Source organism: Microbacterium sp. Root280D1 (assembly GCF_001428975.1).
In the GTDB taxonomy this organism is placed as follows: domain Bacteria; phylum Actinomycetota; class Actinomycetes; order Actinomycetales; family Microbacteriaceae; genus Microbacterium.
In genome coordinates this window covers 285,421-309,165 of record NZ_LMJK01000001.1, presented here as the reverse complement: position 1 = coordinate 309,165, position 23,745 = coordinate 285,421, and the positions used below count along the sequence as shown (strand labels likewise).

At 67.5% G+C, this 23,745-nt stretch carries 24 protein-coding genes; 14 read left to right on the top strand and 10 right to left on the bottom strand.

Translation table 11 applies throughout. The annotated features are described in order from the left end of the window. Nucleotide 1: 1 nt before the first annotated feature. Nucleotides 2–1,189, bottom strand: coding sequence for an MFS transporter (locus ASE34_RS01620; RefSeq protein WP_056275801.1), 1,188 nt, complete (start codon nucleotides 1,187–1,189; stop codon nucleotides 2–4). Between the two features lie 114 nt (nucleotides 1,190–1,303). On the opposite strand from ASE34_RS01620, the gene ASE34_RS01615 reads away from it, so the two are divergent. Continuing rightward, nucleotides 1,304–1,753: a MarR family winged helix-turn-helix transcriptional regulator gene (locus ASE34_RS01615; RefSeq protein ID WP_056275797.1), complete on the top strand. Its 450-nt coding sequence runs from the start codon at nucleotides 1,304–1,306 to the stop codon at nucleotides 1,751–1,753. 15 nt (nucleotides 1,754–1,768) lie between these two features. Here the strand turns inward: ASE34_RS01615 and ASE34_RS01610 are convergent, their stop codons facing one another. From ASE34_RS01610 to ASE34_RS01595, 4 genes are all read right to left on the bottom strand, one after another. After that, nucleotides 1,769–4,114: an FdhF/YdeP family oxidoreductase gene (locus ASE34_RS01610; protein ID WP_235567409.1), complete on the bottom strand. Its 2,346-nt coding sequence runs from the start codon at nucleotides 4,112–4,114 to the stop codon at nucleotides 1,769–1,771. After that, nucleotides 4,104–4,988, bottom strand: a complete 885-nt coding sequence (fdhD, locus tag ASE34_RS01605) for a formate dehydrogenase accessory sulfurtransferase FdhD (RefSeq protein WP_056275793.1) — start codon at nucleotides 4,986–4,988, stop codon at nucleotides 4,104–4,106. The genes ASE34_RS01610 and fdhD overlap by 11 nt, the downstream gene beginning before the upstream one ends. Before the next feature lie 66 nt (nucleotides 4,989–5,054). Next, nucleotides 5,055–5,732, bottom strand: coding sequence for an ABC transporter ATP-binding protein (locus ASE34_RS01600; protein ID WP_056275790.1), 678 nt, complete (start codon nucleotides 5,730–5,732; stop codon nucleotides 5,055–5,057). Then, a complete protein-coding gene (locus ASE34_RS01595; RefSeq protein ID WP_056275787.1) occupies nucleotides 5,729–6,799 on the bottom strand; it encodes an ABC transporter permease in 1,071 nt (356 codons plus the stop codon). The genes ASE34_RS01600 and ASE34_RS01595 overlap by 4 nt, the downstream gene beginning before the upstream one ends. Nucleotides 6,800–6,962: 163 nt before the next feature. Between ASE34_RS01595 and ASE34_RS01590 the strand changes: the two genes are divergently transcribed. Continuing rightward, a complete protein-coding gene (locus ASE34_RS01590; RefSeq protein WP_056275784.1) occupies nucleotides 6,963–8,147 on the top strand; it encodes a sensor histidine kinase in 1,185 nt (394 codons plus the stop codon). Further along, nucleotides 8,144–8,770 carry a response regulator transcription factor gene (locus ASE34_RS01585; RefSeq protein WP_056275782.1) on the top strand — a complete coding sequence of 209 codons (627 nt, stop codon included), beginning with the start codon at nucleotides 8,144–8,146 and terminating at the stop codon, nucleotides 8,768–8,770. The genes ASE34_RS01590 and ASE34_RS01585 overlap by 4 nt, the downstream gene beginning before the upstream one ends. Before the next feature lie 41 nt (nucleotides 8,771–8,811). Here the strand turns inward: ASE34_RS01585 and ASE34_RS01580 are convergent, their stop codons facing one another. After that, complete coding sequence (locus ASE34_RS01580) at nucleotides 8,812–9,915, bottom strand: HigA family addiction module antitoxin (protein ID WP_056275780.1); 1,104 nt, start codon at nucleotides 9,913–9,915, stop codon at nucleotides 8,812–8,814. Between the two features lie 477 nt (nucleotides 9,916–10,392). Here ASE34_RS01580 and ASE34_RS01570 point away from each other — a divergent pair, with 477 nt between their 5' ends. From ASE34_RS01570 to ASE34_RS01560, 3 genes are read left to right on the top strand one after another with little or no spacing between them, the layout of a single operon-like run. Next, nucleotides 10,393–10,827 (top strand): hypothetical protein, encoded by a 435-nt coding sequence (locus tag ASE34_RS01570; protein ID WP_056275774.1) that lies wholly within the window; start codon nucleotides 10,393–10,395, stop codon nucleotides 10,825–10,827. Then, a complete protein-coding gene (locus ASE34_RS17895) occupies nucleotides 10,824–11,204 on the top strand; it encodes a hypothetical protein (RefSeq protein ID WP_056275771.1) in 381 nt (126 codons plus the stop codon). The genes ASE34_RS01570 and ASE34_RS17895 overlap by 4 nt, the downstream gene beginning before the upstream one ends. Before the next feature lie 19 nt (nucleotides 11,205–11,223). Further along, nucleotides 11,224–12,684, top strand: a complete 1,461-nt coding sequence (locus ASE34_RS01560; protein ID WP_056275768.1) for a ThiF family adenylyltransferase — start codon at nucleotides 11,224–11,226, stop codon at nucleotides 12,682–12,684. A 132-nt stretch (nucleotides 12,685–12,816) separates the two neighbouring features. Here the strand turns inward: ASE34_RS01560 and ASE34_RS01555 are convergent, their stop codons facing one another. Both ASE34_RS01555 and ASE34_RS01550 read right to left on the bottom strand, forming a co-directional pair. Further along, nucleotides 12,817–13,515 carry a hypothetical protein gene (locus ASE34_RS01555; RefSeq protein ID WP_157538048.1) on the bottom strand — a complete coding sequence of 233 codons (699 nt, stop codon included), beginning with the start codon at nucleotides 13,513–13,515 and terminating at the stop codon, nucleotides 12,817–12,819. 25 nt (nucleotides 13,516–13,540) lie between these two features. Next, complete coding sequence (locus ASE34_RS01550; protein ID WP_056511421.1) at nucleotides 13,541–13,813, bottom strand: type II toxin-antitoxin system prevent-host-death family antitoxin; 273 nt, start codon at nucleotides 13,811–13,813, stop codon at nucleotides 13,541–13,543. Between the two features lie 122 nt (nucleotides 13,814–13,935). On the opposite strand from ASE34_RS01550, the gene ASE34_RS01545 reads away from it, so the two are divergent. Next, nucleotides 13,936–14,181 carry a hypothetical protein gene (locus ASE34_RS01545; RefSeq protein ID WP_056275758.1) on the top strand — a complete coding sequence of 82 codons (246 nt, stop codon included), beginning with the start codon at nucleotides 13,936–13,938 and terminating at the stop codon, nucleotides 14,179–14,181. Continuing rightward, complete coding sequence (locus ASE34_RS01540) at nucleotides 14,178–15,167, top strand: SRPBCC family protein (RefSeq protein WP_056275755.1); 990 nt, start codon at nucleotides 14,178–14,180, stop codon at nucleotides 15,165–15,167. Before ASE34_RS01545 ends, ASE34_RS01540 begins: the two co-directional genes overlap by 4 nt. Nucleotides 15,168–15,307: 140 nt before the next feature. Here the strand turns inward: ASE34_RS01540 and ASE34_RS17890 are convergent, their stop codons facing one another. Further along, a complete protein-coding gene (locus tag ASE34_RS17890) occupies nucleotides 15,308–15,517 on the bottom strand; it encodes a hypothetical protein (RefSeq protein WP_162253842.1) in 210 nt (69 codons plus the stop codon). A gap of 180 nt (nucleotides 15,518–15,697) precedes the next feature. Beyond that, nucleotides 15,698–16,660 (bottom strand): LacI family DNA-binding transcriptional regulator, encoded by a 963-nt coding sequence (locus ASE34_RS01535; protein WP_056275752.1) that lies wholly within the window; start codon nucleotides 16,658–16,660, stop codon nucleotides 15,698–15,700. A 152-nt stretch (nucleotides 16,661–16,812) separates the two neighbouring features. Between ASE34_RS01535 and ASE34_RS01530 the strand changes: the two genes are divergently transcribed. The 6 genes from ASE34_RS01530 to ASE34_RS01505 all read left to right on the top strand — a co-directional run bounded on the left by ASE34_RS01530 (nucleotide 16,813) and on the right by ASE34_RS01505 (nucleotide 23,708). Further along, a complete protein-coding gene (locus ASE34_RS01530) occupies nucleotides 16,813–18,345 on the top strand; it encodes a mannitol dehydrogenase family protein (RefSeq protein ID WP_235567406.1) in 1,533 nt (510 codons plus the stop codon). Beyond that, a complete protein-coding gene (locus ASE34_RS01525; protein ID WP_056275749.1) occupies nucleotides 18,342–19,346 on the top strand; it encodes an L-idonate 5-dehydrogenase in 1,005 nt (334 codons plus the stop codon). The genes ASE34_RS01530 and ASE34_RS01525 overlap by 4 nt, the downstream gene beginning before the upstream one ends. Before the next feature lie 59 nt (nucleotides 19,347–19,405). After that, nucleotides 19,406–20,797: an MFS transporter gene (locus tag ASE34_RS01520; RefSeq protein WP_056275747.1), complete on the top strand. Its 1,392-nt coding sequence runs from the start codon at nucleotides 19,406–19,408 to the stop codon at nucleotides 20,795–20,797. A gap of 85 nt (nucleotides 20,798–20,882) precedes the next feature. Continuing rightward, complete coding sequence (gene manD, locus ASE34_RS01515) at nucleotides 20,883–22,109, top strand: D-mannonate dehydratase ManD (RefSeq protein ID WP_056275744.1); 1,227 nt, start codon at nucleotides 20,883–20,885, stop codon at nucleotides 22,107–22,109. Next, nucleotides 22,099–22,752 (top strand): bifunctional 4-hydroxy-2-oxoglutarate aldolase/2-dehydro-3-deoxy-phosphogluconate aldolase, encoded by a 654-nt coding sequence (locus ASE34_RS01510; RefSeq protein WP_053098283.1) that lies wholly within the window; start codon nucleotides 22,099–22,101, stop codon nucleotides 22,750–22,752. The genes manD and ASE34_RS01510 overlap by 11 nt, the downstream gene beginning before the upstream one ends. Beyond that, a complete protein-coding gene (locus tag ASE34_RS01505) occupies nucleotides 22,749–23,708 on the top strand; it encodes a sugar kinase (protein ID WP_235567405.1) in 960 nt (319 codons plus the stop codon). The genes ASE34_RS01510 and ASE34_RS01505 overlap by 4 nt, the downstream gene beginning before the upstream one ends. The last annotated feature ends 37 nt before the right edge of the window (nucleotides 23,709–23,745 follow it).

Genomic DNA, 23,745 nt, shown 5'->3' with positions numbered 1-23,745 from the left:
GTCACGCGGGGACGGTCTGCAGCGTGCCGGTGGGGGCGGGCGACGGCTTCCTGGCTGCGACCACGGCGATCACCATGAGGACCAGGGCGGATGCGGTGATCGCGGCCCCGATCCAGATCGGCGAGGTGTAGCCGAGTCCTGCGGTGATGCCGAGGCCGCCCGCCCACGCACCGAGGGCGTTGCCGACGTTGAAGGCGCCGATGTTGGCGCCGGAGGCGAGGGTCGGTGCACCGCCGGCGTAGTGCATGATGCGGCTCTGGAGCCCCGGAACCGTGCCGAATCCGAACGCGCCCATCAGAACGAGGATCGCGATGGTCACGGGCTGCGACCAGGCGAAGAAGCCGAACAACACGAGCACGACGACCAGAGCCGCGATGAAGATCAGCAGCGTGCGGTCGATCGATCGGTCGGCCAGGCGTCCGCCGATCCAGTTGCCCGCGACGAGCCCGGCGCCGAAGAGCACGAGCAGCCACGGCACCGTGGTGTCTGCGAAGCCCGTGACCCCGGTGAGCGTGTAGGCGATGTAGGTGAAGGCGCCGAACATGCCGCCGAAGGCGAGCGCGGTGACGATGAGCGAGAGCCACACCTGTCCGGACCGGAAGGCCCGGAGCTCGCCGCGCAGACTCACCTGCTGGCCTGCCGTCTTCGGTGCCGTGACCAGCAGGGCGATGCCCGCGAAGGCGACGATGCCGATGGCGGAGATGACCCAGAACGTCGACCGCCAGCCGAACTGCTGTCCGAGGAAGGTTCCGAACGGAACACCGAACACGTTCGCCGCTGTGAGGCCGGTGAACATGATCGCGATCGCCCGCGCCTTCTTCTCGGGGGCGACGAGGTCGGCGGCGACGACGGATCCGATGCCGAAGAACGCTCCATGGCACAGCGCCGCGACGATGCGTCCGATCATGGCGGTCGTGTAGTCGGGGGCGAGGGCGGTGATCGCATTGCCGACGATGAACAGCACGACGAGGCCGAGCAGCACCGGTTTGCGGGGCAGAGGGGTCGTTGCGGCGGTGAGGCCGAGTGCACCGACGACCACGCTGAGCGCGTAGCCCGAGATGAGCCAGCCGGCCGTGGCCTCGGTGACCCCGAAGTCCGCGGCGACGTCGGGGAGGAGCCCCATGATCACGAACTCGGTGAGTCCGATCCCGAAGGCGCCGATGGCGAGTGCGATGAGTCCGAGTGGCATGGGTGTGCTCCGTGGTCCTCTGCTAAAGTATTTGCAGACGCGGGATATTGCGTCACGAGGGATAATCATTGCATACGCAACTATCCCGCGCAAGCAACTACTTCGGAGGTCACTGTGGGCATCTCAGACGACGCCGTCGAGATCCGGGCACGCGGCTGGCGAACGCTCGCCGCTCTGCACGGGATCATCGAGGCCGACCTCGAGAAGGCACTGGGCGCATCCGTCGGCCTGTCCGTCGTCGAGTACACGGTGCTCGACGCCCTCAGCAGACAGGACGGCTGGCACATGCGCATGCAGCAGCTCGCCCGCGCGACCGCGCTGAGCCCGAGCGCCACGACGCGTCTCGTGACACGGCTCGAAGACCGCGGGCTGCTCACCCGCATCCTCTGCGCCGACGACCGTCGGGGCATCTACACCGAGCTCACCCCGGCCGGCCTGGCGCTCTACGAGAACGCGCATCCGATCCACGACGAGACCCTCGAGCGTGCTCTCGGCGAGGCGGTCACGCAGCCCGAGCTGGCCCCCGTCGTGCACGCGCTTCAGTCAGTGACCGCCGAGGTCTGAGTCAGGCGAGCGCCCTCACGCGCTCGCGCGCGAGACCGTCACCTGGATGCTCTTCATCAGCGGCTGGTCGCTCTGGACGCTGAAGTCATTGCGACCGATCAGCACGTTCATCTCCGGCATGTACCCGGCGGCGCTGCCGCGCGGCAGGTCGTACGGAACCGCGCGGAACGCCTTCAGCATCCGTGTCGACCCGTCTTTCGACGTCGACACGATGTCGACCAGATCGCCCTCGACGAGGCCGCGATCGCGCATGTCGTCCTCGTGCAGGAAGACGAGCTCGCGCAGGTTCTTGACGCCTCGGTACCGGTCGTCGTTGGAGTAGATCGTGGTGTTCCACTGGTCGTGCGAGCGCACCGTCTGCAGCACGAGGGTGTCGGCGGACTCGGGGATGACGTTCGGCAGTGGAGCCAGGGAGAATTCGGCACGGCCCGACGGCGTCTCGAACACGCGGTCCCTGGCGGGCTGCGGAATGCGGAACCCGTGCCGGTCGCGGATCAGGTCGTTGAAGCCCTCGAACCCCGGCAGCACCTTCGCCATCACATCGCGGATGTTGTCGTAGTCGCCGACGTACCAATCCCAGGGCGTCGCCGTGTGCGGCAGGGTCGCCTTCGCGATGCCGGCGATGATCGCCGGCTCCGACCTCAGATAGGCGGAGGCCGGCTGCTTGCGTCCCCTCGAGAGGTGCACCATGCTCATCGCATCCTCGACGGTGACGCCCTGCGGGCCCTGCGCCTGCTGGTCACGCTCGGTGCGGCCGAGACACGGCAGGATCAGGGCCTTCTCGCCATGCACGAGATGGCTGCGGTTCAGCTTCGTGCTCACCTGCACCGTCAGGCGGCACTTCTCGAGCCCCTGCGCGGTGAACGGGGTGTCGGGCGCAGCGAGCACGAAGTTGCCGCCCATGCCGACGAACACCTTCACGCGCCGGTCGTGCATCGCCTCGATCGTGCGGACGGTGTCGAGCCCCGGATGCCGCGGCGGCTCGATGCGACAGACCTCCGCGAGGCGGTCGAGCCACGCCTCCGTCGGCCGGTGATCGATGCCGCACGTGCGGTTGCCCTGCACGTTGCTGTGTCCGCGGATCGGCGACGGGCCCGCCCCCTTGCGGCCGATGTTGCCGCGCAGGAGAAGCAGATTGACGATCTCGCGCACCGTGTCGACGCCGTGCTCGTGCTGACTCACGCCGAGGCACCAGCTGATGATCGTGCGCTCCGAGGCCAGATAGACCGCAGCGGCGGCGCGGATCTGCTCTTCCGTGAGGCCGGACTGAACGACGAGATCTGCCCAGCTCGTGGCGTCGACCAGTGCGCGGTACTCGTCGATGCCGTTCGTGAGGGTGCTGAGGAATTCACTGTCCAGCACCGACGGGTCGGAGGCGGCGGCTTCGAAGACGACCTTCGACATGCCGCGGATCAGCGCCAGATCGCCCCCCGGGCGCACCTGCAGGTTCATGGTGCTCGTGTCCGTCGCCGCGAAGCGCGCCATGTCGACGAAGTCGTGCGGCACGATCGTCCGGGTCGCCCCGGCCTCGACGAGCGGGTTGACGTGCACGACCTGCGCGCCGCGCTTCACGGCATCCGAGAGCGCGGTGAGCATGCGGGGGGCATTGGATGCCGCGTTGACGCCGAGCACGAAGAGGGCGTCGCAGTCGTCCCAGTCGTGCATGTCGACAGTGCCCTTGCCGGTCGCGATCGACGCCTTGAGCGCGCGTCCGGAGGCCTCGTGGCACATGTTCGAGCAGTCGGGCAGGTTGTTGGTGCCGTACTCGCGCACCATCAGCTGATACAGGAAGGTCGCCTCGTTGCTCAGACGCCCCGAGGTGTAGAACGCGGCCTCGTCGGGACTGTCGAGCGCCTGCAGCTCGTCGCCGACGAGCGCGAAGGCGTCGTCCCACGAGATCGGCACGTAGTGATCGGTGGCGGCGTCGTAGACCATCGGCTCGGTGAGACGACCCTGGTCCTCCAGGTCGAAATCGGGCCACATCGCGAGCTCGGTGACCGAATGCTCGGCGAAGAACCGGCGGTCGACGCGCTTGCGCGTCATCTCCCACGTGACGTGCTTGATGCCGTTCTCGCAGATGTCGAGCTTCAGATTGCCCGGGTCGTCCGGCCACGCGCATCCGGGGCAGTCGTAGCCCGACACGGGGTGGTTCATCTGCAGCATCGCGAGCGGTCCGGCGATGGGCTCTCGCTGATCCAGCACCACCCGCCCCACCGACACGGCGGCTCCCCACCCGGCGGCCGGATGCCGGTACGGCTTGCGCGACCACGGTCGATCGGTGCGAGGGCCGTATCCGCCCTGACGCGGCTCGGCGGGCATCAGCCCGAACGCGGTGCCGATGGGTCCCTGGCTATCGAGCATGGCGTGCCCCTTCTTCGGCGTGCGCAGACGGGGCGAGCCCGTCGAGGCGCACCCGATGCGCGTGCGAATAGATGTTCATCGAACGCCCTCGGACGAACCCGATGAGCGTCACCCCGGCCTCCTCGGCGAGCTCGGCGGCGAGAGACGAGGGGGCCGAGACGGCACTGAGCAGGGGGATGCCGGCCATCGCGGCCTTCTGCACCAGTTCGAAGCTCGCCCTGCCCGAGACCTGGAGGATCTGCCGACGCAGGGGAAGCCGGTCGTTCAGCAGCGCCCACCCCACCACCTTGTCGACGGCGTTGTGACGCCCGACGTCTTCGCGCAGCACGAGCAGCTCGCCCGAGTCGGCGTCGAACAGCGCGGCGGCGTGCAGACCACCGGTCTTGTCGAACGCCGCCTGCTCGGCGCGCAGCCGATCAGGGAACGACGCGATCTGCTCGGCCCCGACCTGGACATCGTCGACGGACACCGGATGCCGCGACACCGTGCGGACGGCGTCGATGCTGGCCTTGCCGCAGACCCCGCAGGAGCTGGTCGTGTAGAAGCGCCGAGCGACCTCGGGGTCGGGAAGCGCGACGCCGTGAGCGAGGCTGATGTCGAGCACGTTGTAGGTGTTCTCCTGCCCACCTGTGCCGGGGCCACCGCAGTGGATCGCCGAATGGAAGTCTTCGGCCTGGGCGATGATCCCCTCGGACACGAGGAACCCCGCCGCGAGCTCGACGTCATGCCCCGGAGTGCGCATCGTGACGGCGAGCGGTGAGCCTGCGACCCGGATCTCCAGGGGCTCCTCGACGGCGAGCGTGTCGGCACGCCGAGTGGCTCCCTCCCCGAGAGTGAGCTTCAGTATCGGTCTCCGCGTCGTGATCCGCCCCACACGAGCGAGCGTACTCCGCGGTAACAGGATCGCCTCATACCCATCTCACCCGGTCGCCGGGTCCGCCTACCGCGTGACGCGACCGTCCACGAGGTGCAGCACCCCGTGCATGCGCGGCAGGTGCACGAGGTCATGGGTGACGAGCAGCGTCGAGGTGTTGCGCTCATCGGTGAGTCGGAGGATGAGGTCGATGATCCTCGCTCCGCGCTCCTGGTCGAGAGCGCTGGTGGGCTCGTCGACCAGAAGCACGCTCGGATCGTTCATGAGCGCTCGCGCGATGTTGACTCGCTGACGCTGTCCGCCGGAGAGCTGGTGCGGCCTCTTGTGACCGTGCTCGGCGAGGCCGACCGCGGCGAGCAGCTCATCCGCACGGGATGCCGAGGCGGCGCGATCGCGGCGGCTGCGCGGCGCACCGAGCTCGTTCATGACGCTCAGCTGCTCTCGGGCCGTCAGAGAGGGGATGAGGTTGGGCTGCTGGAAGACGATCCCGATCCGGTCCCGCCGCAGACGCGTCGCCTCGGCCGGACTGAGGGCCGTGACGTCGTTCCCGTCGATGAGGATCTCGCCGGAGTCCGGACGCAGGAGGGTGCCGGCGACGGCGAGCAGACTGGACTTTCCCGAGCCGCTGGGCCCTGTGATGCCGGTGACGGTTCCGGGGTGAGCCGTGAGTGAGACACCGTCCACGGCGGTCACCCGCGAGTCACCGTCGGGGAAGGTCAGAGTGATGTCGTTCAGGCGGATCATCGGTTGCTCCCGAGGGCGGTGAGAGGGTCGGCGGAGGTGACGGAGCGCAGGGCGAAGGCGGCGCCTGCGAGGCCGAGGGCGATCATGATGCCGCCCGGAAGGATGGTCGTGACAGGACTCAGCAGGAACGGGAGGGCGGTGCCCGCGAGCAGGCCGAGCGCGGTGACCAGGCTCAGCCCGATGCCGATGCCCGCCAGCAGGACGATCAGCGCCTGCCCCAACGCGTCTCGGATCAGGGAGCGCGTGCTCGCGCCGAGCGCTTTGAGGACGGCGACATCGCCCTTGCGCTGCATCGTCCAGACGGTGAAGAACGCCCCGATGACGAGTCCCGAGATGCCGAACAGCATGCCGACCATGAGCAGGAGCGATCCGATCTCGGAGCGGAAGGCGCTGAGTGCCGTCAGCGATCCGAGCGTCGTCTCGGAGATCGTGTCGTTCGCCGCATCCGCGGCATCCCAGTCGGGGGCTCCCGTGACAGCGAGGACCGTGGCGTAGGCGTCAGGGTTTCCGGTGGATGCCGAGTACGCCTGCCAATCCTGCAGGGTCATCTGCACGACCGGGGTGTGGCTGTACCAGCCGTCTCCCTCGATCGACTCGACGTCGTAGGAGACGCCCGCGATCTCGATCTGCTCACCGACCTTCGCGGCGAGCGCGTCCGCCGCGGGCACCGACAGGCGCAGCCGTCCGTTCTCGGAGGGGGCGGCAGCGTCGAAGCCGGGCTCGACACCGAACACCGCGATCGCGGCCCGGGTGCCGTCCGTCTCGGCGCGGGTCTGACTGATGCCGAGGGGGCGCGCGTCGGTCACCCCTGCCGTCTGCGCCCAGTCGTTCGCCTGCTGCTCGGTGATGGCGGAGTCCGCGAAACTGGCCGCACCGTCGCCGCCCGAGGGTGCGGAGAACACGATGCGGTCTGCGGGGAGCGCGAGCACGCCTGAGACGTTCTGGATGGCGAGGCCCCCCGTCAGTCCGCTGAGGAACCCGACGAGCAGGGTGATGAGGGCGACGACGGAGCCGATGAGGATGAATCGCCCCTTGGCGAAGCGGAGATCGCGTAACGCGACGAACATTGTGGTGCCTTTCCTGTCTCCGGTGCGGTGACCATTCCACTTTCGCCGTCGGCCCATTCGACGTCATCAGCCGCTCGACGAGCCTTTCGCGCCCGGAGTGAGGACGCCTCGATCGTCCTTTCGGACGATGCCGCGGTGCGCTCGTCGGCGTAGAGTTCGAGCCATGGCGCATACCGCTCTGACCCCGGTGTTCGTGGGTCTGCGGACCGGTCTCCACGTCCTCTTCTTCGCCCTGACGGGGGTCGTCATCGCGCGGGCCGTGCTCGACCCGTCGGAGTCGAGCGCGTCCGCGATCGTCCTGGCGCTGATCGTCGGCGCGACGTATGCGTCGGGTGCGCTGCTCGCTCGTCTCTCCCGCGGACGACGGCTGACGTCACTGATCTGGCTCGCCCTGCTCTCGGCGGAGTGGTTGGGCCTGCTGTGGGTGAGCGCCGACGCCGCCTACCTCGTGTTCCCCCTGTTCTTCCTGTTCCTGCACCTTCTGGGGCGCTGGGCGGGATCGGCGGCGATACTGGCCGCGACGATCGTCGCCGTCTGCGCCCTCGGCATCCACAGCGGGTGGAGCGTCGGCGGCGTGGTCGGCCCGTTCGTCGGCGCCGGCGTCGCCCTCCTGATCGGCCTCGGCTACCAGGCCCTCGCGAGAGAGGCCCAGCAGCGCGAGGCTCTGGTCAGCGAACTGCTGGCGACCCGCGGACAGCTCGCCGCGCGCGAACACGAGTCGGGGGTCCTCGCGGAGCGCGCGCGGCTCGCCCGCGAGATCCACGACACACTCGCGCAGGGACTCTCCAGCATCCAGATGCTGCTGCACGCCGCGGAACGCGCCGATGACACCCGACCGGGCATCGAGCATATCCGGCTCGCGCGCGAGACGGCCGCCGCGAACCTCGTCGAGGCTCGGCGATTCATCCGTGAGCTGACCCCACCCCAGCTCGACGACCAGACCCTCGGCGGGGCGCTGCGCCGACTGGCGCGAACGCAGTGGGCTACGCAGGGACTCGACGTCCAGGTGCGGGTGTCCGACGCTGTCGTGCTGCCCATGCACCTGCAGACGGCGCTGCTGCGCATCACGCAGGGAGCCATCGCCAACGTCATCCAGCACGCTCACGCGACGACGGCGACGGTCACCATCGGCATCGAGAACGACCACCTGCGCTTTACGGTCGAAGATGACGGAGACGGATTCGACGCCGAGCTCCCTGCGCCGGGGACCGCTGAGAAGTCCGACTCGTTCGGTCTGCGCGCCACCGCCGAGCGAGTGGAGCAGCTCGGGGGAAGCCTCGTGATCGACACGGCATCCGGGCGGGGAACGACGCTCACCGTCGACCTCCCCCTCACGGAGTTCGTATGATCCGCCTCGTGATCGCCGACGACCACCCCATCGTCCGTGCCGGTCTCCATGCCCTGTTCAGCCTGGAACCGGATCTCGAGGTGGTCGCGGAGGCGGCCACGCCTGATGAAGCGGTCGCCTGCGCGGAGCGCGAGAACCCCGACGTGGTGTTGATGGACCTCCAGTTCGGCTCTCAGACGGCGACCACGGGTGTGGATGCGACGCGACGCATCCGGGCGCTCGAAGCGCCGCCCTACGTGCTCGTGCTCACCAACTACGACTCGGATGCCGACATCCTCGGCGCCGTCGAGGCCGGTGCGAGCGGATATCTGCTGAAGGACGCCCCGCCGCACGAGCTGACCGCCGCCGTGCGCGCGGCGGCCGCCGGAGAGAGTGCTCTCGCGCCCGTGATCGCCTCGCGATTGCTCGACCGGATGCGTGCACCCCGAGTCAGTCTCAGCAGCCGTGAGATCGAGGTGCTCGAGCGCGTCGCCGCAGGACGATCGAACAGCGAGGTGGCAGAGCAGCTCTTCGTCAGCGAGACGACGGTGAAGTCGCATCTCGCGCACATCTTCTCGAAGCTCGACGTCAGCTCACGCACCGCGGCCGTCTCGGCAGCCCGTCGAAAGGGCATCCTCCGCTGAGGCGGATGAGGTTGAGAGCCGGGCGCCCGGCGGTGAAGTCGTCAGCTCAACGCATCGACCAGATCGACCCGATCTCTCAACTTCGCGATCGGACCGCCCCATGTTTGAGTGCGGAAGGCCCATTGGCCAGCCACGATGCCAGGTGAAACGCCAAGCTCTTCTGCCAGCAAGCGGATTCCTTGGACCGTTGTGATCGTGGCGAGTCGGTCTCCATGCGGCGGAGGGATCAGATGCTGCTGGGCGAATGTGTTCGCAGCGACCTCTTGAGAGTCAGCATCATCGTCGGCCTTGTGCCCATCGTCGACAAAGGTGCTCCTCTTCGGATGCAGAAGAACGTGAGCGATCTCATGAAGGATGGTGAACCAGAGACTATCGAGCGAATTGTAGCGGCTCGTCACGGCGACCATTGGTGTCCCGTTGATCCAACGGGACACGCCGCTGATCCGCGTACCCGGAATCTCGGGGACGAATACCAGGACGACTCCTGCATTGAGAAGTAGATCTCGCGCCTGTTGAAACGCCTTTCCTATCGTCTTCACTGTGAGCTTGGGTATCAGTTGCGCCGCTGATCGCAGCAAGTCGGAATCGAACGCTGCAGCCTGCGGCAAGTAGTCGGCCGCCCGTAGCTCTGAGAGCCGGATCCACAAGGCTGTGAGGTTCGCGTCGATCGCGTGATGTTGGCTCCGCTTGTAGGAAGCCTGCGGTTCAAGCCACGTCTTCTTGTATGCGTCTGGCGATGCAACGCCGAAGAAGGTGAGCAGCTTGGACGCGAGGGCGGGCCCTGTGTCTGCTCGATCGATCACGCCGCGATCCACGAGGATCTGCCGAGGAAAGGCGGCAGCCCACTCCGCGAACCCCGCCATGGCCGCGCGTTTCTCGCCTCGTGCCTGTTCGGCCTGATGCGCGGCCTCCAGGCGGAGCCAGACCTCGGCGGGGGTTCCGAGGACTTGCTCGAGCGTTACTGCGACATCCGGTGAAAGCGACGCTGTGCCCTTGATTACGAGATTGATGTGCTTTGGGCTAAGCCCGGTGCGGGCGGCGAGCTGGGCCTGGCTGATGGACCGCGCGTCAAGCTCACGCTGAAGGAGGCGCCCTGGACGAGGGGCGAAGTCAAAATGTGTCTCGCTTGCGATGTACGAGGTCATGGCTACCAATCACTCTCCGAGCTCGAGGACCGATTGGCCGCGAACTTGTAAGTCTTGAACGAGCAGTGAGTCCGTCGTCGAGTACTCAAGCAGAGACGCCCGATTCCGGATGTTGCGAGGATCTCCTGCCGGACCTAGCGGAAGTGCATGCATTTCAACCTCCTCGATAGAGAGAGTCAGGGTACCTGCCTGGAGGCCGACGTAAACACTGCGGAACGTCCCGAGCGCTTCCAGACGTGGAGCTTGCGACACCACGTGGAGCAGGTCTTCAGCGGCCTCGGCATATCCGCCGGCGGCGCGTTGGAGATACGCGCGGGAGACGCAGTAAACCTTCAAGCGAGGGTTTGACCAGGCGAGAAGCAAGCTTTACCTCATTGGTAAACGGAACTGTGGTAGAATGGGATTTACCCGACAGGTACATGCTACCTGATTCACTCCCGAATCAGGAGCGACTCGCTACAAGGAAGGAGGGTCACCATGACCCCCATCGCACACACCCCCGTCTCGCTGAAGATCTTCATCGACAGTCAGGCCTTCACCACCAAAGATGCCGATCAGGAAGCGGCAGCCCTCCTGCGTCTCGCAGGTCGCGACCCGAAGAACTTCGACCTCTTCCTCATCCACAAGAACGGCGTCGAGGACAAGATCAACGACGGTCGCATCATCAACCTCAAGAACGGTCAGAAGTTCGTCTCACGCGAGAAGGTTCGCTTCACCATCGATGGAGACCCGTTCAGCACCTACGACAACGACCAGACCGCAGCAGCGCTCCTGCGCCTCGCCGGCGTTGACCCCACGGGCTACGACCTCGCGCGGATCGGGGACGCACAGCCGTTCGCCAACGACGACATCATCACGATCCAGACCGGCGACGAGTTCGTCACTGCCAAGCGTGTCGGTGGTGTCGCGTGAGCGAAGACGACAGTCTGAGCCCTGCAGCTCAGCAGTTCATCGACGATATGACAGCAGCGGGCGCGCCCGCCCGCGCGGACGGTCCTCGGATCCTCTACTCCGTTCCTGCGGTGAACGGCGCTCTCGTCGGTCAGATGGTGACCACCGGCGTCAGCATGTCCGAGGTTCAGAGCTGGCCTGCAGTTCCTCCTCACTGGATCCACCTGCCCGAATCAGTGCAGTTCGCGGAGACCAATATGGACAACACCGACTGCCTTCCCGGGTGGAAGCGACACTCCCGCGACTACACCTACACCGATATGTCGATTCCACCAGCGCGTGCGTGGCTCGGCCACGTCCGCGGGTTCGTCTCGATCGCGATTCGGGCAGCGGCCTGAGATGCGGTACTCAGTTGCCATGACGGAAGCCGTCGAATCGGCGATGCGAGATCACCTGCTCCGCGACGATGGCCAGGAAGACGTGCTCATCGCCACCTACGTGATGTCTACCGGCAGCGAGAGAGAGACGGCGCTCATCAAGAACGTCATCTTTCCCCGCGACGGCGAGCGGCACGTGCATGGGAACGCATCGTTCACCAGCCGCTACGTGCTGCGAGCCGCCAGCGAAGCGCGAGCGGCCGGTGAGGGTGTCGTCCTGCTTCACTCGCACCCGCACGGGACTGGCTGGCAGGGGCTGAGCAACACGGACTGGTCCACGGAATCCGACTACGAACGTGTGGCTCGCGGCAACACACGGATGCCGCTCGTCGGCATGACACTGGGTGGTCGAGACGACTCGTGGTCGGCGCGCTTCTGGTTCGATCGCGATAGCCCGACCTGGGCCGAATCGGTACGCACCGTCTCTCCGAAGCTCACCGTAACGTGGAACGACGAGGTACGAGAACCTCCGCGAATCACTCGATCTCAGCAACGCACGGTTTCCTCATGGGGGGAACGAACGCAGCGTTCGATCGGACGCATGCGAGTGCTGGTTGTTGGCGCCGGCAGCGTCGGGCTGGATGTCGCTCAGCGGCTCGCCGCGACGGGCGTCGAGACCGTCGGGGTCATGGACTACGACGCCGTGGAGACCGTGAATCTTGACCGAATGGTCGGCGCAACCCGACTAGACGCAGCGCTCGGACGCTCCAAAGTCGCAGTTGCTGCACGGCTGATGCGATCCGCGGCGACCGCTGAGAAGTTCGAGGTGCGTCGGCACGAAGTCAGCATCTGCGATCCCGAGGGGCTGAGCATCGCGCTCGACTACGACGTGATCTTCTCCTGCGTGGACCGTCCATGGCCACGCGCGGTTCTCAACGCCCTCGCCTACACCGACCTCATCCCGGTGATCGACGGCGGCATCGCCCTCGACACCCTCCCCGATAGCCGGATGCGAAACGGCATCTGGCGAGCCCACACGCTCGTTCCCGGACGCCCCTGTATGGCATGCATCGGCCAGCTCGTCGTCGGCGAAGTATCTCTCGACAAGCTGGGGCTCCTGGACGACCCGGAATACATCGCTGGAGCGAAACGAGATGCACCCTCCCGGCAAAACGTCGCTGCACTCTCCGCGAGCGTCAGCAGCGCGCTACTGGCACAGTTCGTCAGCCTCACGGCACACCCCGGAAGCCGAGGCACGCCGGCACCGCTCCGGTACATCTTGTCCACACACGTGCTCGAACACTCCGGGGCCACCTCGGGGATCTATTGCTCGTTCGAGAACGCCGTGATAGCCGGTAACAAGCGAACGCCGATCGCCGAGCATCGGGACCGCTGGCGCGAGATCGTAGAGGCGCGAAGCGCAAGCAAGCATGGCTTCCGTCTGCGATTCCTGTCCGCGGTAGAGGCATACCTCCACCGCGCGATCGCTCGCCTTGTGTAACTAAGCGACGGGCGGGCGCTGCGCTCTCAGGCCTTCTACCGAGAGGCCAGCGCCCGTCTCACGTCGGCAACAGCCTCGCCACGGTCAGGGCGTCGTTATGTCGTGGCGCCTCCCTCTGCGGGCGGCAATGACTCACCGGTGAGCCCGGTGGGCACCCGCATGCTCTTTCGCGCGGATGCATGGGGCGTTCGCCATCGGCATCCAGGCGCCGCACCGAGGCGATCGTCTCGAGGTGAAGACACGATCCGGGGTCGCGCTCGTGGCGACTCGCTCCATCGCGGCGGCGAGCGCTGCGTGCGTATCGAGTTCCCCTGATTCCCAGGCTGCGGCCATCGCCGCCGTGAGTTCACTCTGAGTCAGTCGTCTGGCGATGTCCTCTTCGAGGATGCCGGCCGCCACTGCCGCCTTCACCATTCCCACCGGTGCAGGTTCTTCGAAGTAGTCCCACTCCTCGAGGCCGAGACGTTCCTTCGTCTCCTCGAGCAGCTTCAGCGCATCCCAGATCTGCGTCTGCTCGGCCTCGCTCAACTTCCCCGAGTGAATCAGATCGTGCGCCTCCGCGTAGACATCATCGTCCCGACGCAATCCGATGGTGATGATCTCGATCGCGCCCACGCCGTCATGCATCTTGGCTCGGAAGATGATGCGGTAGGCACGCTGGCATGCCTCCACGGTGTTGAAGCCGACGAGGTTCGTCCTCCCGTGATTCGAGAGGCGGTGTTTTCCCTCGGGCGAGGCGAAGAGCCCGGCGATCGTGTCGAAGACCGTCTCTCGTTCTGAGAGGTTCACGTTCGCAATGAGCCAGTCGATGCTCTCTGCGCTGAACGTCACCTCTGCCTGATCGTCGGGGAACCGTTCACCCGGCTGCAAGCAGTCGCTCCCTCGCCTCATCGACCCCGAGCATCGTCGAGCGATCCGCGACCAGACCGGCTGCAATGCTCAGAACCTTGAGCTCGGCTTCGCGCAGCAGACGACGCTGCTCGTCGTACTCAGCCGCAGATACCACGACAGCAACCGGCTTGCCATGGCTGGTCAGCTTCACCGGCCGATCCTGCGCCTCGGAAGTGAGGAAGCCGACGCCTCGTCTGGCTGCGACTGTCGAAGACATCGTGAGAGGCTGGGTGGTCATGACACCAGTTTACGCCCAAATATGTAGAAGTGTGTAGAAGCATTCCGGTATGTGCTGACCGCCCGGCACGCTTAGAGCAACCAAGGTTGACAACTCTCGCTATAGCAACCTAAGTTGACAGCATGGAGTCCTCCCAGATCGCCGCGGTGGCAGCGGACACGAGCGACCCGAGAACCGGTTTGCGGGCAGTCGCGTCGTTGCGCGTGCTCGCAGACACTCTGGAGCTTCGACAGGTCGAGGCTGCCCTCCGCTCGGGTATGAAGTGGCAGGAGATCGCCGATGCACTCGGGGTGACCCGGCAGGCCGTCCACAAGAAGCACTCCAAGCGAGTGGACCCCACGATCCCGATCTCGAGGAGGAACTCATGAGCAAGTTCGTTCGCGTCGCTCAGACGAGCCAGTCTCTGTCTCTCGCCGCTATGGAAGAAGCATCGCGACTAGGGCTTCGCACCGCCGACATCGAGCACCTGTTCCTCGCCCTCGTCATCAACGACCAAGCCGCGGGACGGGCACTGCGCGACGTCGGCATCGATCTCGGCACCGCACGCAGCGCCGTCGAAGCACAGCACGCAGCACAACTGGCGTCACTCGGCATCGAAGCGTCGTTTCCCGAGGCAGGGCGCATCGTCTTCCACGAGACCGACGGGTACGAGTGGAGCAAGCGCGCTTCTGACCTCATCGCTCGCTCGGCCGAGAAGGACAAGGCGGGCGACGCCGCTGCGGTGCTCCGAGAACTCGTGGCCGAGCCGAGCGGCTTGATCGCCGTCATACTCGAGCGACTGGGCACCAGTCCCGATGCGCTGCTCGAGCAGCTCGACGCCGTCGACTCGTCCCGGCGGGCGACCGCGCCGGCCACGCCCGCGGTGAGTGGCCGGATCTCAGGGTCGACGGAGACCTTCGTCCCTGCACCGATCGAACAAGTCTGGGACTACCTCGCCGAGCCGACGAACGTTCCCGAGTGGCAGATGAGTGTGGGTTCGATCGAGCATGCAGAACAGGATGCCGCCGCCGGCGCGGTGTGGACGGGTCTCGCACGCGAACGACGTCCCGATGGGAAGCTCGCGAAGGTCAAGCCCGAGTTCCGTCGCCGCCGTATCGAGCTCGTCGCGGCGCACCGGCCGGACACGATCGCATGGAGCTTCGCGTACCCCGATGCTCCGCGGAGCAATGCGGCTCTCGCGGAGTTCGCCTTGGCGCCCACCAACGGCGGTACTCAGGTGTCCATCACCACATCTTGGTCCCGCCGTCCCGGTTGGCGAAGGGTGGTGGGATTGCCCCTGCGCCCGATCCAGAAGTTCATCGTGTGGATCACCCTGTTCCAGATCGGCGGCGCGATCAGCCGAGCATTCCGCTGATCGAGGCGACGTGACCTAAGCCTGCGGGTCCGCTGCGACTCTCCGCGCCTTCCGCGCGCGATGGTCTTCCCGCGCGGCGCTGATCACGCCGGCGATTGCGAGGGCGATGAGAAGCGTCTGGATCGTCGCCAGCACCGGTGTCAGCGGTCCCAGGTCATCGCCGGACGACATCGCCTCGGCGGCACTCGCCTCTCCGCCATGACATCACCTTCGGGAGCGAATGAGCCGGTGATGTTGCCCAGCACAGCAGCGAACAGGATGTAGATGACGAGGGCGAGCAACCCGACCCAGAAGCGCCGCGGCACCCGGTCCCCGGTTCGCGAGTGGGTGTCATCCTGGGGTTGCGACATGCGTCGGCGGCCGTCCCTCAACCATGCGTCGAAATGCTGATATGCCAGCAGTGATGATCTTCAGCGTAATGACACCAGAGCGCGCGCGGCGTCGCCCCCGGTCGTTGAGCGAGCAGCGAAGCAGCGAGACGAAACGCACCACGTCGGGGAGCACGTTTCGTCAACGACCGGCAAGCGGCGTCAGGCCGCAGGTGCCGCGGTCGACGCGCGCACGATCAGCTGCGACCCGAGGGTCACGACGTCGTCGATCGCGGTGCCGTTCATCGCCTGCAGAAGCAGGTCGACGGCGAGCGCGCCACTGCGTTCGATCGGCATCCGCACCGTCGTGAGCGCCGGGGTGACCGCACCCGCGAGGTCGATGTCATCGATGCCGACGATGCTGATGTCGGCGGGGCACCGCTTGCCCAGCTCGAGCAATCCGGCCTCGAGTCCCAGGGCGACGAGGTCGTTGTAGGCGATGACGGCCGTGGCGCCGCTCGCCGCCGCCGGTGCGGCTGCGGCCCGTCCGCCCTGAATGGACGCGGCATGGTGGCTGAGCCCGGTGAGACGGATGCCGTGACGCTCGCACGCTCGCGCGACGGTGTCGGCGCGGCGCACATCGGCCCATGATCCGCGCGGACCGGCGGCGTAGGCGATGTGCGTGTGCCCGAGGGCGGCGAGGTGCTCGATCGCCTGGGCAGGTCCGTGCTCGGTGTCCATGAGCACGCACGGTGCGCCGTCGATCTGCCGGTTGACCACCACGTAGGGGGTGTCTCCGACGAGGTCGAGCACGTCGGCGTCGGGCAGACGTGGTGAGCACAGCAGCATGCCGTCGAGCTTTCGGGCCTGCTCGATCTGCTCGCGTTCGCGGCGCAGGTCCTCGTCGGCGTCGAAGAGCACGATGCGGTGGCGTCCGTGCCATGCCTGCCCCTGGATCGCCTTGAGCAGAGTGGCGTAGACGGGGTTCGCGACGTCGGGCACGACGACCCCGAAGGTGCGCGTGGCGGTGGCCGACTGCGACGCCGCGTAACCGAGCTCCCCCGCCGCTTCGAGCACGCGGCCGAGGGTGTTCGGGGCGAGGCGATCGGGCTCCCCGAAAGCACGCGATGCGGTCGCGATGGACACGCCTGCGCGTCGTGCCACATCCGTCAGCGTCGCTGCCATGTCGTTCTCCCGCCCTCGCAGGCAATCCTACGATCCTCCACCTCGATGTAAAACTGCTTGACAAGTTTGTACAAACACTGCACACTGATTTGCATGACGATCAACGCCGATCACCCTCAGCGGTGCGCGGCCCCGAGCGAAGGAGCCACCGCGTGAGCATCCCAGCACCGGCCCTGCGCCGCACGACCTCTGCCACCGCATCCCCGCTGGTCGCTCCGACGGCCCCCGGCATCCTGCACCTCGGCCTCGGCAGCTTCCACCGGGCACACCAGGCCGTCTACACGGCAGCCGCGCTGCAGTCCGCGGGCGGCGACTGGGGCATCGTCGGTGTCGCCTCGCGTTCGCGCACCATCGTCGACGCGATGCACGCTCAGGACATGCTCTACACGGTCGCGACCATCGCCCCGGGCACCACGTCACTCACCATCCCCGGTGTGCACGCCGACGCCTTCGTCGGCGCCGAGCAGCCCGAGCGCGTCGTCGCACAGATCGCCGACCCCGGCATCCGCATCGTGACCCTCACCGTCACCGAGAACGGCTACAGCTACTCGCCCGCCACGCAGCATCTCGACCTCGACGACGACACCGTGCGCTCCGACCTCCGGGGCGGCGCCGCCCGCTCGACCATCGGCCAGCTCGCCCGTGGCTTGCAGGCCCGTGCCGCAGCCGGTGGAGCGCCGATCTCGATCCTCAGCTGCGACAACCTCTCGGCCAACGGCGCCCACACCGAGAAGCTCGTCCGGGAGTTCCTGCACGAGCTGCCCGGATCCGAAGGCGCCGACACCCTCGCCTTCCTCGACCGCGCCGTGTCGTTCCCCTCGAGCATGGTCGATCGCATCGTGCCCGCGACCACCTCCGAGCTGCGCACCCGCGTCGACACCCTGCTCGGCGCCCGCGACGACATCCCGGTGCCTGCCGAGCCGTTCACGATGTGGGCGATCGAAGACCGCTTCGCCGCCGGACGCCCCGCCTGGGAGGCGGGCGGTGCCGTGTTCACCGACGAGGTCGGACGCTACGAGCAGATGAAGGTGCGACTGCTCAACGGCACGCACTCGCTGATCGCCTACCTCGGCGCGCTCCGCGGAGTGGGGACGATCCCCGAGGCCATCGGGCTCGACGGCATCGAGAGCGCGGCGCGCGCCGTGCTGCGTGACGAGTACGAGCCCTCGATCGAGGTTCCGTCCGGCGTCGACATTCGCGCCTACGAGAGCGAGCTGTTCGAGCGCTGGGCCAACAGCGCCCTGGGTCACCGCACCAGCCAGGTCGGTACGGACGGCTCCGTGAAGCTGCGACAGCGCATCCCGGAGCCCGCCCTGCGGGCGCTGCGGCTCGGCGAGATGCCCCACCTGATCGCCCTCACGGTCGCCGGATACCTGTCGTGCATCGCCCCGCTGCCCGGATTCGACCCGGGCCTGCACGCCGCCGCGATGACCGACGGCGCCCAAGAGCGTCTCGCCGACTATGCGGCGAGCGCCCGCACGGGTCGTGAGCTGGCACAGCGCGTGATCGGCGAGCTTCACCTGTTCGGTGATGGACTCGGATCACAGGATGCGTTCATCGCGCGCGTCGGCGAGCTCGTCGACACGATCCAGCGACGCGGCGTCGACGCCGCGATCACCGACGCCGTCTCGGCATCCCAGACCACCACACCATCACTCACCCGCGCAGAGGAGTTGCAGCCATGAAGGCTCTCGCCATCCACGGCAAGGAAGACATCCGCTGGGAGGACCGCGAGGTCCCGACCCCCGGCGACGGCGAGGTCCGCCTCCGCGTGAACTTCGTCGGCATCTGCGGCTCCGACCTGCACTACTACTTCCACGGAGCGAACGGCGAGTACACGATCCGCGAGCCGCTCACCCCCGGCCATGAGCTGTCGGGTGTCGTCGACCTGGACCCGTCCGGCCGCCTGGAACCCGGCACCCCCGTCACCGTGCACCCCGCGCGCTACGGCGCCGAGGCCCCCGGGCTCGAAGGCCACCCGCATCTGCGTCCCGGCGGCGACTACTTCGGCAGCGCCGCCGCGAACCCCCACCGCCAGGGCGGGGCATCCGAGCTGCTGATCGTCGAAGACCACATGCTGCGCGTGCTCCCCGCATCCCTTCCGCTCGAGCGCGCAGCCCTCGCCGAGCCGCTGGCCGTGGCGATCCACGCCGTGAGCCTCGCCGGAGACATCACCGGCAAGCGGGTGCTGGTGATCGGCGCGGGACCCATCGGACTCCTCGTCGTCGCTGCGGCACTCCACGCGGGCGCCGCGGTGGTCGGCGCGAGCGACGTGCGTGAAGAGCCTCTCGACCGCGCGACGTCTCTCGGCGCGACCGAGGTATCGCTCGTCGGTCGCGACACCATCGAGAACGAGTCCTACGACATCGTGTTCGAATGCTCCGGCGTCGGAGTGGCCCTCACCCAGGCGGTGCGCGCCGCCCGCCGCGTCGGCACCATCGTGCAGGTCGGGATGCTGCCGAACGCCGACATCGGAGTGAACCTCGCGCCGATGCTCGCCAAGGAGCTCACCATCCGCGGCGCCTTCCGCTTCTCGACCGAGATCGACGACGCGGTCGCGCTGCTGGCCGAGTCCGACGCCCTCGACTCCGTCATCTCGCACGTCCTCCCGGCATCCGACGCCGTCCAGGCCTTCGAACTCGCTCGCGACTCGTCCGCCTCGGCGAAGGTCCTGCTGGCCCTCTAGCAACACCCTCCGCGCTCCCCGCGCACCCCACCCGATCCTGGTCCGAAGGAGTACCTCCCATGTCCGAACCGCAGACGACCGCCACGGTCGCCGATCCTGCCGCGAAGAGGTCGGTGCGCGACCTCGTGCGCGCCGCCATCTCCGGATGGCTCGGCACGGCCCTCGAGTTCATGGACTACCAGCTCTACTCGCTGGCAGCCGCCCTCGTCTTCGCCGACCTGTTCTTCTCGTCCGAGAACCCCGCCGTGGCCGTGGTCGCCGCGATGGCCACCTACGGCGTCGGCTACGTCGCCCGCCCGGTCGGCGCATTCTTCTTCGCCCGCCTCGGCGACAGGACCGGTCGCACGAAGGTCCTCTTCTACACGATCCTCCTCATGGGTCTCGCGACCACCCTCATCGGATTCCTTCCGACCTACTCGCAGGTGGGCGTCCTCGCCCCGATCCTCCTCGTGCTGCTCCGCATCGCGCAGGGCTTCGGAGCCGGAGCCGAGATCTCGGGTGCGGGCGTCATGCTCGCCGAGTACGCCCCCGCCAAGCGCCGAGGCATCATCGCCTCGCTCGTCGCACTGGGCACGAACTGCGGAACCCTGCTCGCCTCGGGCATCTGGGCGATCCTGCTCGTCGCGTACAGCGAAGACGAGGTCATCGCCTGGGCGTGGCGCATCCCGTTCATCGCCAGCGCCGTCATCATGCTCTTCGCGATCTGGGTGCGCTTCAACCTCAAGGAGACCCCGGTCTTCGAAGAGCGCGACGACGTCGTCGACGGCAAGGCGCTCTCGCGTGAAGAGGTCGTGAAGCTCGCCACCGAGACCAACGACATCCGCACGCTCGAGGCGATGAACCGCAAGCCCTGGAAGGCGTTCTCGATCGCGCTCCTGCTGCGCTTCGGCCAGGCCGGCAACTCGGGCATGATCCAGACCTACCTGATCAGCTACATCACCGTCGTGCTGCTGCTCGACCGCTCGATCGGCGTCAACGCCGTGATCGTCTCGTCGCTCGTCGCCTTCATCACGGTGCCCCTGTCGGGCTGGCTCGGCGACCGCTTCGGCCGCAAGCGCATGTACATGGTGTGGGCGATCATCGCGCTCATCATCATCGTCCCGACCATGCTCATGATCAGCAGCAAGGACACCGTGCAGGTGTTCGTCGGCTACGTGGTGCTGCACAACCTCGCGGTGATGAGCTTCGCGTCGCTCGAGAACCTCACGCTCCCCGAGCTCTTCGGATCCCGCAACCGCTACACGTTCACGGCCATGGCACGCGAGATCGCCGCCATCGTCGCGACCGGTGCGGGCCCCGTCATCGCCGCCGCGTGGGTGTCGGCCGTCACCGGCTCGTTCATCCCGATCATCATCATGCTGTTCATCTTCACGCTGTGCGCGCTCATCGCCTCGATCTGGATGCCGGAGGTCGCCGGCCGCGACCTCACGGACCCGCGCGACGCGATCTGATCGGACCGCTCTTCACGACCAGGGGTGCGGGCGCCCGAACGCCCGCACCCCACACCTCATTCCGCACCCTCCAGGAGAGAACGACATGACCATCGAGATCGTCGACGTCACCATCACCAGCCCCGGACGCAACTTCGTCACGCTCAAGATCACGACCTCCGACGGCATCGTCGGCCTGGGCGACGCCACTCTGAACGGCCGCGAGCTCGCCGTCGCCTCGTACCTGTCCGACCACGTCGCCTCGATGCTGATCGGTCGCGATGAGGACAGGATCGAAGACACCTGGCAGTACCTCTACCGCGGCCCGTACTGGCGTCGCGGACCCGTCACCATGGCGGCCATCGCGGCGGTCGACATGGCGCTGTGGGACATCAAGGCGAAGAAGGCCGGGATGCCGTTGTACCAGCTTCTCGGCGGCGCCAGCCGCGAGGGCGTCCGCGTCTACGCGCACGCCTCGGGCACCGACTACGCCGCCCTGAAGAACGCGATCACCGGATACGAGGAGCTCGGGTTCACCGCCGTCCGCGTGCAGACCGGTGTTCCCGGCCTCGGGCAGATCTACGGCGTCTCTGCCGCAGGCCCCGGCGTGCGCTACGACTACGAGCCCGCCAAGCGCTCGGGCGACCGCCCCAGCGAAGAGACCTGGGACACCCGCAACTACCTCAACCACATGCCGGGGATCTTCTCGCAGATCCGGGAGGACTTCGGCACCGACCTCCGCATCCTGCACGACGGACACCACCGCATGTCGCCGATCGAGGCCGCGCGCTTCGCGAAGGACATCGAGCCCTACGACCTGTTCTGGCTCGAGGACTGCACCCCCGGCGAAGATCAGACCGCCCTGCGGCTCGTGCGTCAGCACTCGACCACGCCGCTCGCGATCGGCGAGGTCTTCAACTCGGTCTTCGACTATCAGACCCTCATCACCGAGCGCCTGATCGACTACGTGCGCTCGGCGGTGACCCACACCGGTGGCATCACGGCCATGAAGAAGCTGCTCGACTTCGCCGCGATCTACGGCATCAAGTCCGGCATCCACGGGCCGACCGACATCTCGCCGGTCGGCATGGCCGCGGCGCTGCATCTCGACCTGGCGATCCACAACTTCGGCATCCAGGAGTACATGCCGCACAACGAGCAGACGCTCGAGGTGTTCCAGACCTCGTTCACGTTCGACAAGGGCTTCCTGCACCCCGGCGACCAGCCCGGTCTCGGTGTGGACCTCGACGAGGATGCCGCGGCGGGCCACGAGTACACCAAGGCGTACCTGCCGGTGAACCGTCTGCTCGACGGGACCGTCCATGACTGGTGAGGTGCGACGGGTCGCCCTGCCCCCGCGCACGGTCGACTCGCGCCTGATCGTCGTCGCCCGCGCGAAGCGGGCGGAGGACTACGACGCCGTGCTCGACGTGCTCGTCGATGCCGGCATCCGCAGCGTCGAGCTGACGCTGACCACACCGGGCACGTTCGAGCACTTCCCGCACCTGCTCGCGCGGTTCGGCGACACGATCGACCTCGGCATCGGCACCGTCACGAACGCCGTGGACCTGGCACGGGCGATCGAGGTGGGGGCGGCCTACATCGTGACCCCGATCACCTCGCGCGACTTCGTCACACAGGCGACGGATGCCGGTGTGCCGATCGTCCCGGGCGGACTCACGCCGACCGAGCTGTTCGCCTCGTGGTCTGCCGGGGCATCCGCGGTGAAGGTGTTCCCCGCGGGGCAGGTCGGACCCGCGTACCTGAAGGATCTGCGCGGCCCCTTCCCCGACCTCGTCGCCGTGCCCTCGGGGGGAGTCGATCTTGCCGGGGCCGAGGCGTGGCTGCGTGCCGGTGCGGTGGCGGTGAGCGTCGGCGGGCCGCTGCTCGGCGACGCGTTCGCCGGCGGTGACCTGCATGCACTGCGGGAGCGCGCCGCGTCATTCGTCGACGTCTGCGCGCGGAGCGCCGAGTGACCACCTCGTCGCCGTCCGTCGTCACGCTCGGAGAGACGATGGCGCTCGTGCGCACGACCGAGATCGGCTCGCTGCGTCATGCGAACTCGATGGCGTTCGGCATCGGCGGTGCTGAGAGCAACGTCGCGATCGGACTCGCGCGACTCGGAGTCGCGACCTCGTGGCTGGGCCGCGTCGGCGACGACTCCCTCGGCGAGCGCATCGTCCGAGAGATCCGCGGTGACGGCGTCGACGTGCGCGCGATCGTCGACCCGGATGCCGCGACCGGCCTCATGGTGAAGGAGCGCCCGTCTGCGGCATCCACCGCGGTGCACTACTACCGTGCGGCGTCAGCCGGATCGCGGCTGCGACCGGAGGACCTGCCCGACGGGTGGGTCGAGGACGCGTCGCTCCTGCACATCACCGGGATCACTCCGCTGCTGTCCGAGACGGCCCGGGCGGCCGTCCACTCAGCCATCGATCGTGCCCGGGCAGCCGAAACGATCGTGAGCTTCGACATCAACTACCGGTCGGCGCTGGCGTCGCCCGATGTCGCCGGGTCCGTGCTGCGCGAACTCGCGGAACGTGCCGACATCGTCTTCGGCGGCGACGAGGAGTTCGCCATCCTGCATCCCGGCACCTCGGCAGCGGATGCCGCGGAACGCCTGCGGGAGGCCGGATGCGCGACGACCGTGCTCAAGCAGGGACCTGACGGCGCCTCGGTCCTCACCGCCGGATCGGTGGTCGACTCGCCGGGGTTCACGATCGAGCCGGTCGACACGGTCGGTGCGGGCGATGCGTTCGTGGCCGGGTATCTGAGCGCCCTGCTCGACCGCCAGGCGGTCGATGCGGTCCTGCTCCGGGCGAATGCCTGCGGCGCCATGGCCTGCCTCGTTCCCGGCGACTGGGAGGCGGCACCGACTCTGCGCGACCTCGAGCGCTTCCTCGACGGCGGCTCCGACCCGGTGCGCCGCTGAATCGGCGTTGACGCCGCCTCAGGACGCGTAGCCTCGA